We start from the raw sequence: 6,420 nt of genomic DNA, 5'->3' as shown, positions 1-6,420 counted from the left end.
GGAAAGAGCCGTAAACTTGATTAACAATCGTCCTCGAAAATGTCTTGACTATCGTACCCCGAATGAGGTATTCTATAAAGGTAGATCAGACAGTGATGCAATTCAGACTTGAATTGGCCGTATATCAGCGAAAGACTGAGTTTTATGAGATTAAGACAGCATCATACAATCCGCTATGAATCGATGATTTATGAGAGAGTAAAAAATTCTAGTATCGAAGAAATAAGTCGAGAAGAAGGGTTAGGATGGGAAGAAGTTGAGTTAATATTTAATCACTGTGCTAAAGAACTAGAAAAGGAAGAGTGGGAAGCACCAGAACGAATAAGCCTAGATGAATTTAGTAACTTAAAAGGACATAAAGAATTCATAACAACGGTCGTAGATCTGGACAAGAAAATTTGACTAGATGTGATTAAAGGACATAAGCAAATGGACGTTTTTAACCCTTTCAATGGCTCGAAAACCCAGACCATTAACATACATTTTAAGACATTCCCGTTTCATTTCTTCAAAAATAACCTCTCTGGGGTTCATAAACCTCTGTAAATTGTCTTCCACAGTTCACACAAATATAGTTCTGTTTTCCTTTTTTATGACCATTTTTATTGATATGATCGGATTAACATTCAGGACATTGCATAATTTCTGCGCTTGATAAGGGTTATTCTTGGTAGCTTGCCTTCTCCCTTAATCATACCCTAAATCAGCAACGCCAACCGAGGTTTTACCGAAGGAATGAAACAAAGGCCAAAAGCGAAAATCTGCTACATCTGGTTTTTCAAGTTCCCTGCCAGTATTGCGTCCGCTGCCTGCTGCGTGAATAGGGCGTAAAGCAGTCAGGGTGCATAAGCTGTCAGGGACAAGAGGAGTCGCCTGACTAACAGAGGAGAGAGCCGCTGAATATCCTCTAACAACTGGCAACTCAATGTCTGACACCGGGTAGGCAATTGTTGTCGGTCAGTCGGCATTTTCGGACTCAAGTTAGCTTTCGGAAATAATTTCTACTTCCCGAGGTGGCTGCGGAGCAGCTTTCCTAGTATCGACTTCCGATTTAGCTTCGGCCACGAGATCGTTCCACGATTCGGTCGCTTCGGCAAAGGAACTTTGCAGTTTTTCCGTCGTTTCCATGCCAAATTTAAGGCCACCTTTAATCAAGTCGCGACCAGAATCTGAGATGGATTTACCTAGTTCAGGGTTGACAGCCGCCCCGACGATGGGAGCAACAACTAAGACAGCTACAGCCCCAGCGCCCAATAATAGTAACTCTTCCATGATTACCTTGCTATTTGATCACTTCTAGGGTATCAAAAAACCCTTTAGTCTAAAAGGTCAAACTGAATTAATTTGGTTTAAAGTTGAACTTAGCAATGTTTGACCATCCCGATCGGTAGAGAAAGCAAGAAAAGAAAATGACTCCAGCACTCGCAACCCTTGAATTAAACCTTCAGTCTAACGTAAGCAACGCTCAAGTCCTGCCGGTCGCAACGCGCTCGCTACGCGAGATCGCCCACCAGCCAAAAATTGACTGCCAAGTGCTGCACTCGCTGCCGGGGCGCCTTCGCCTGGGCATCCCCAAACTGGCTGGAGATACCACATATACCGAGAAACTGACTTATGCCCTCCAGTCCCTCCCTTGGATTGGGGAAGTCCGCATCAACCAGGCGGCAAGTTGCGCGATCATCAACTATCAGAGTCACCCTGGTTCGGAGTCCGAACAGCAGGCGGCAATTTTAGCAATCGTTCAAGAGGCAGATTCCCTCGCCCTCTTGCCAACTGCCGCTCTAGAAGCCGTAGAAGCCGAGTTAGGGAGTTTTTGGGACCAGTTCTCTGGGGAACTGCAAAACTTTTTGACTGGATATGAGGGAATAGGAAAAGAAATTCTCAAGGCGATCGCCATCGCCAGTTTGATCATAGGAATTGCCGGGGTGATCTTGCCCCTGCTACCAGGAACGCCCTTCTTGCTCCTGTCCCATTTCTGCTTCCTAGCTTGCTCCTAATTAAGATGATTAACGTTGAACAAGTGGGCGGCCAGTGCAACCCAGCCATTCGAGAAAGCGCTCTCCAAATCGTCCATTCCACCCCGGGCCGCCTACGGGTGCGCTTGGCTTGGCTGAGATGTTATCCCTCCTTGCACGAACCCCTGTCCACCTCGATTTTGTCCCTGGCAGCCGTCAGGGAAGTTCGCTTGACTCCAGCGATCAACTCGATCGTCGTCTGCTACGATCCCCAGGGCATAACCGAAAAAGCCTTTCAAGAAAAGTTCTGTCAACTACTCCAACAACTCACTCCCGCCTACTGGCTCACTGCTGTGAGGCCGGTAACTGGTGACACCACTTCGCCCGGGGAAGGAATCCTCTCGGAAGCGACAGTTACTGGAAAAATTCAGGAAGTTGGGGGCAAGCTCATCGGCTCTTCCGTCGGCCGGGTAATGGGATTCGGCGTGGGAGCGGTCGCTGGCGGGGTGCTGTTGGGTCCGTTGGGGTTAATTCCTGGTGCGGGGGTAGGCAGTGCCGTCGGGCGAACAGTTGGCAGCCAGCTAGAGGGCGAAACCGTGCGCTATCTGTCCGGCACAGGAGCGGCAGCGCAACGCTGGCCAGTGCCAGCAAAGAACCCCGCCGAGTCCCTGCAAACCACTCTAGAGCGGGGTGCCACTGAATTGATTGGCGAAACCTTCAACAGGCATGGCCGGCTTTGTGGTGGGTGGCTCTCTGCAAGGAACCGCTAGGCTCTCTTTTTGGGGGAGTCATCGGCGGTGCTATCGGCGGACAAGTCGGAGAGGAATGGTGGTCCTGGCAGCGGGCAGACCTGGAAAAAATCACCCCCCAGGCAGGGGCGTAGTCAACTTGAACGAGTTTTGGACAATTAGTCAATAATGCAGGTTAAACTGTTAGTGAAAATAGCCGATCGAGCGGTATAGAGATAGTAAATTAGTGATTATGGATTTAGAAGCTTTGTTGTTAGGCATCGAGCCAGTGGCGGCACTGGGCGTTGGGGCAGCAGCTCTGGCTCTCGCCCCTCTCATTGGTGCCTTGGGCAATCCAGAGGTAGGAAAGTCTCTAGCAGAGTCCGGCCGCGACCTCACCAAAAGTGGCATTAAATGGGGACTAGAAACGTTTGAGAAGGTGCAAGAAACTGTGGCTGAGGCCAGTGAGTCCTGGAATGATCTGGTAGCAGAAGCCGAGGCAGAAATTAGGACTGCCAAGAGTTCAGCCAAGCCCGAGGCACCCACAGAAGTGGAAATTGCTGAATAATTACCCAACCCGATGGTTCTGGGGTAATCTCAGGAGGATAAAAGTAATGGCCAATCCAGATTCATCAGCCTCAGCAGGGGAACAATTTACTCACAATCCCGCCGATTTCCTAGCTGCTGCGCAGCGTATGGCGAACCAGATGGCAAAGGCGGCAAAAACCGCAGGGGAAGCAGCCGCCCAGCAATGGCAGACAGCAAGCGACTCCGTTCTTGAAGCCGCTAACCCCCTCCTCAAAGCCACCCAAGATACTGGCCAAGCTCTCGTGGAAACGGCCAGGTCGGCGGTCAAACCCTTGGCTGAACAAGCCAATCAAGTCGGGCAAACCGCCCTGCAAAAGGCAACGGCAACCGCAGAGTCCGTCGTCTCAGCCACCGGGCAAATCGCCGGCCAGATCAGCCAAGCAGTGGATCCGGCGACCGTTGGTGGTGCTTTTCTAGGGATGTCGGCGGGACAAGTGGCCGGTGGAATGATCGGCGGGGCGATCGGCTCGGCACTCGGACCGGGGGGGGCGGTTTTGGGCGCTCAAGTGGGTGCTTTTGCTGGCAGCACTACCGGAGCAAAGTTAGGCTATGATGTCACCCACGAAATTGTCCACCCCGAGCCAGACAAGGCTCAGGCGGGAGCAAATCCGATCAAGATCGCAGAACACCTGAGCAAGAAAAGCGGCGAGAAGCTCGGTGAAACCCTGGGGACTGCGGGGGGCGCAATTGTGGGGACGGTCATCGCCGGGCCGGCGGGCGGCATGGTAGGCGCTCTGGCTGGAGAGGTTTTAGGGGGACAGTTAGGAGAAGATACGGCAGTTGCCTTAAATCAACAAGTCGAGCGGCAAGGAAAGCCGTCTCAGGAAGCCTCGCCCGCACAGACAGACGTGAGAGATTGGACGATCAAGACAGGGAGTAGTTTTGTCGGGGAAACAGGAAGTGCTTTGGTCGGAGGGGCGATCGGCAAGTTAGTCGCTGGTGCAGCGGGGGCAGAGATCGGTCGGAGCTTAGGTGCGATCGCTGGCAAGAAAATCGACTGGACATCTCCGCCTCAACCGGGTTCACCTCTTCAAGTACCCCAAGACGGTTAAGAGGACCCCCCCATGTCAGCTAAAAACAAATTTTTGCTCTTGCTGCTGATCTTCGTGCCGATCACTCTTGCTGCTGAGTGGCTGAAGTTATCACCCGTCCTCGTCTTTGTCCTCTCTGCTTTGGCGATCGTTCCCCTAGCGGCCTTCATTGCTGAAGCAACGGAAGTCATTGCCGCCATTATTGGCCCGACCCTAGGCGGTCTGCTCAATGCCACCTTTGGCAATTTAACGGAAATGGTCGTCTCAGTAGTGGCGCTTAGGGCCGGATTAGTCGAGGTGGTCAAGGCGAGTATTTTGGGGGCGATTATTGCCAATTTGCTCTTAGGATTGGGGTTGGCAATGTTGTTAGGAGGCTTGCGCTTCCAACAACAAAATTTTGCGCCAGAAATTGCTCGCCTCAATGCCTCTTCCTTGCTGCTTTCTGTGTTAGTTTTGCTGACTCCCAGTGCCATTCACTTTACTTCCGACGGTTTGCCGAAAGCTGCCATCCAAAACTTTTCCTATGCGGCTGCCATTTTGTTGCTAATTTTTTATGGATTGAGCCTCATTTTCTCCCTTAAGTCTCAGCAAGATGTGAAAAGATTAAATGGGCTAGAAGCGAGAGAAAATCAGCCTCAGCCAGTCAGCGGTCGCAACGCGCTCGCTACGCGAGACCGCGGCTTGGCAAAATTTGGAAAACCCGTCACAATTCTGCTCATCTGTACCGTTGCTCTAGTGGTCATTTCAGAAATTCTGGTGGGGAATCTAGAAGAGACGGTAAAAGTATTAGGCTGGACCGAGCTATTTACAGGTATTATTTTACTGCCCCTATTTGGCGGAGTCGTGGAATACATTACTTGCGTGACAACCGCCCTCAAAAATAAGATGGATTTAACGGTGGCGGTATCTATTGGCTCGACTTTGCAGGTGGTTTTATTTGTGGCTCCACTTTTAGTTCTAGTGAGCCTATTCTTCCCGACTCCTCTCTCCCTAGAATTTAACGTTTTTGGTATGTTTGCGGCTACGGCGGCAGTTCTCATCACCAGTTCTATCAGTTCCGATGGCCAGTCTAATTGGCTAGAAGGAGTTTTATTGTTAATTTTATATGCCGTTTTAGGTACAGCTTTTTATTTGCATCCTTAGATTTCATCCCTGTTATGATTAATTCTTTAATTGGTTCGGTGATAGGGGGATTACTCTTGATTGCTCTTCCCGTTCAAGCCTCGCCTAAGTTAAGAGTCGGTGTCTATGTTTCACCGCCTTATGTCATAGAAAATCAAGTGTTAACTGTCAATGATATTTCCTCCCCAAATAAACCTTCGCCTTCTCCAAAATCTTCCGCCTACCAACCGAAAAGCACAACGAAGTTTGATGGGATTAGTATTGAGATTTGGCAGAGAATGGCCACTTCAGAAAATTTAGAATACGAGTATTATATAGTTAAGGAAGTTGATACAGGTATTAATCAAGTTGCTAATGGCACCCTCGATTTGCTCGTCGGACCAATCTCAATTACGCCAGAACGCCTGAAAAAAGTTGCTTTTACTCAGCCTTACTATAGCTCCTATCTTGCCCTACTCGTTCCTAGCCATGCCCCCAACCTCTGGCAGTTGATTCATCCCTTCTTGCAACGAGCAGCGCTTCTAACGGTGCTAGGACTTATACTGTTGTTGTTTTTAGTAGCTAATATCATCTGGTTTGTTGAACATAAGCGCAATCCCGAACAGTTTCCCAAAAATTATTTTAAGGGGGTGCGAGAAGCCTTCTGGTTTGTGTCAGTTACCACAACAACAGTCGGCTATGGTGATAAAGTTCCAGTGACTGGAACTGGCAGGTTTATTACTTATTTATGGATGTGGATTTCCCTGGCGATTACCTCTTCAATTACGGCAGGTTTGGTGACAACCTTTACCCTAGCATTGACCCAGCAACCTGCTAAAGAGTTGAGCAATCTTCAGGATTTACAAAATAAAAAAGTTGCCCTATTGGCAGGAAGTTCTTATTTCTGGACTTCCCCGTTGACAAAAGGCCATAACCTGTGCTGTAGAAGGGATTAAGAGAATTTCCGCCGCCCCGTTACTGGGTACAAATCAGGGAAACTCCCAATAAATCTAACGC

7 protein-coding genes and 3 pseudogenes are annotated in these 6,420 nt (G+C 49.5%); 8 read left to right on the top strand and 2 right to left on the bottom strand.

The window, feature by feature from the left end; all coding sequences use genetic code 11:
• Both EWV60_RS07635 and EWV60_RS07630 read left to right on the top strand, forming a co-directional pair.
• Positions 1-112: pseudogene (locus EWV60_RS07635) on the top strand (IS30 family transposase); the annotation flags it as partial.
• An 8-nt stretch (positions 113-120) separates the two neighbouring features.
• A pseudogene (locus tag EWV60_RS07630) lies at positions 121-399 on the top strand (helix-turn-helix domain-containing protein); the annotation flags it as partial.
• A 30-nt stretch (positions 400-429) separates the two neighbouring features.
• On the opposite strand, the pseudogene EWV60_RS07625 reads toward EWV60_RS07630, so the two are convergent.
• Both EWV60_RS07625 and EWV60_RS07620 read right to left on the bottom strand, forming a co-directional pair.
• Positions 430-610 (bottom strand): annotated as a pseudogene (locus tag EWV60_RS07625) (IS1/IS1595 family N-terminal zinc-binding domain-containing protein); the annotation flags it as partial.
• Positions 611-981: 371 nt separating this feature from the next.
• Positions 982-1,272 carry a DUF5132 domain-containing protein gene (locus EWV60_RS07620; RefSeq protein WP_002753396.1) on the bottom strand — a complete coding sequence of 97 codons (291 nt, stop codon included), beginning with the start codon at positions 1,270-1,272 and terminating at the stop codon, positions 982-984.
• 137 nt (positions 1,273-1,409) lie between these two features.
• On the opposite strand from EWV60_RS07620, the gene EWV60_RS07615 reads away from it, so the two are divergent.
• The 6 genes from EWV60_RS07615 to EWV60_RS07590 all read left to right on the top strand — a co-directional run bounded on the left by EWV60_RS07615 (position 1,410) and on the right by EWV60_RS07590 (position 6,359).
• Entirely contained in the window at positions 1,410-1,997 is a 588-nt protein-coding gene (locus EWV60_RS07615; protein ID WP_287231728.1) for a DUF454 family protein, read from the top strand.
• Positions 1,998-2,002: 5 nt separating this feature from the next.
• A complete protein-coding gene (locus EWV60_RS07610; protein WP_287231727.1) occupies positions 2,003-2,725 on the top strand; it encodes an HMA2 domain-containing protein in 723 nt (240 codons plus the stop codon).
• Positions 2,726-2,936: 211 nt separating this feature from the next.
• Positions 2,937-3,251 carry a DUF5132 domain-containing protein gene (locus EWV60_RS07605; protein ID WP_002753402.1) on the top strand — a complete coding sequence of 105 codons (315 nt, stop codon included), beginning with the start codon at positions 2,937-2,939 and terminating at the stop codon, positions 3,249-3,251.
• A 46-nt stretch (positions 3,252-3,297) separates the two neighbouring features.
• The gene (locus tag EWV60_RS07600; protein WP_287231726.1) at positions 3,298-4,323 is read left to right on the top strand and encodes a cell envelope biogenesis protein OmpA; all 1,026 of its coding nucleotides are present in this window, start codon (positions 3,298-3,300) and stop codon (positions 4,321-4,323) included.
• Positions 4,324-4,335: 12 nt separating this feature from the next.
• Positions 4,336-5,445, top strand: coding sequence for a calcium/proton exchanger (gene cax, locus EWV60_RS07595; protein WP_287231725.1), 1,110 nt, complete (start codon positions 4,336-4,338; stop codon positions 5,443-5,445).
• A 14-nt stretch (positions 5,446-5,459) separates the two neighbouring features.
• Positions 5,460-6,359 (top strand): transporter substrate-binding domain-containing protein, encoded by a 900-nt coding sequence (locus EWV60_RS07590; RefSeq protein ID WP_287231724.1) that lies wholly within the window; start codon positions 5,460-5,462, stop codon positions 6,357-6,359.
• Positions 6,360-6,420 lie beyond the last annotated feature (61 nt).

It is taken from the genome of Microcystis sp. Msp_OC_L_20101000_S702, from assembly GCF_007095705.1.
Classification (GTDB): domain Bacteria; phylum Cyanobacteriota; class Cyanobacteriia; order Cyanobacteriales; family Microcystaceae; genus Microcystis; species Microcystis ichthyoblabe_A.
Note: the sequence above shows the minus strand (reverse complement) of the source record. Positions and strands in the feature narration are given on the sequence as shown.

What these genes read in the sequence shown, in the direction of transcription:
- EWV60_RS07610 (WP_287231727.1), top strand. Translation starts at nt 2,003, where the DNA reads ATGATTAACGTTGAACAAGTGGGCGGCCAGTGCAACCCAGCCATTCGA.
- EWV60_RS07600 (WP_287231726.1), top strand. Translation starts at nt 3,298, where the DNA reads ATGGCCAATCCAGATTCATCAGCCTCAGCAGGGGAACAATTTACTCAC.
- EWV60_RS07620 (WP_002753396.1), bottom strand. Translation starts at nt 1,272, where the DNA reads ATGGAAGAGTTACTATTATTGGGCGCTGGGGCTGTAGCTGTCTTAGTT.
- EWV60_RS07605 (WP_002753402.1), top strand. Translation starts at nt 2,937, where the DNA reads ATGGATTTAGAAGCTTTGTTGTTAGGCATCGAGCCAGTGGCGGCACTG.
- EWV60_RS07590 (WP_287231724.1), top strand. Translation starts at nt 5,460, where the DNA reads ATGATTAATTCTTTAATTGGTTCGGTGATAGGGGGATTACTCTTGATT.
- EWV60_RS07615 (WP_287231728.1), top strand. Translation starts at nt 1,410, where the DNA reads ATGACTCCAGCACTCGCAACCCTTGAATTAAACCTTCAGTCTAACGTA.
- cax (WP_287231725.1), top strand. Translation starts at nt 4,336, where the DNA reads ATGTCAGCTAAAAACAAATTTTTGCTCTTGCTGCTGATCTTCGTGCCG.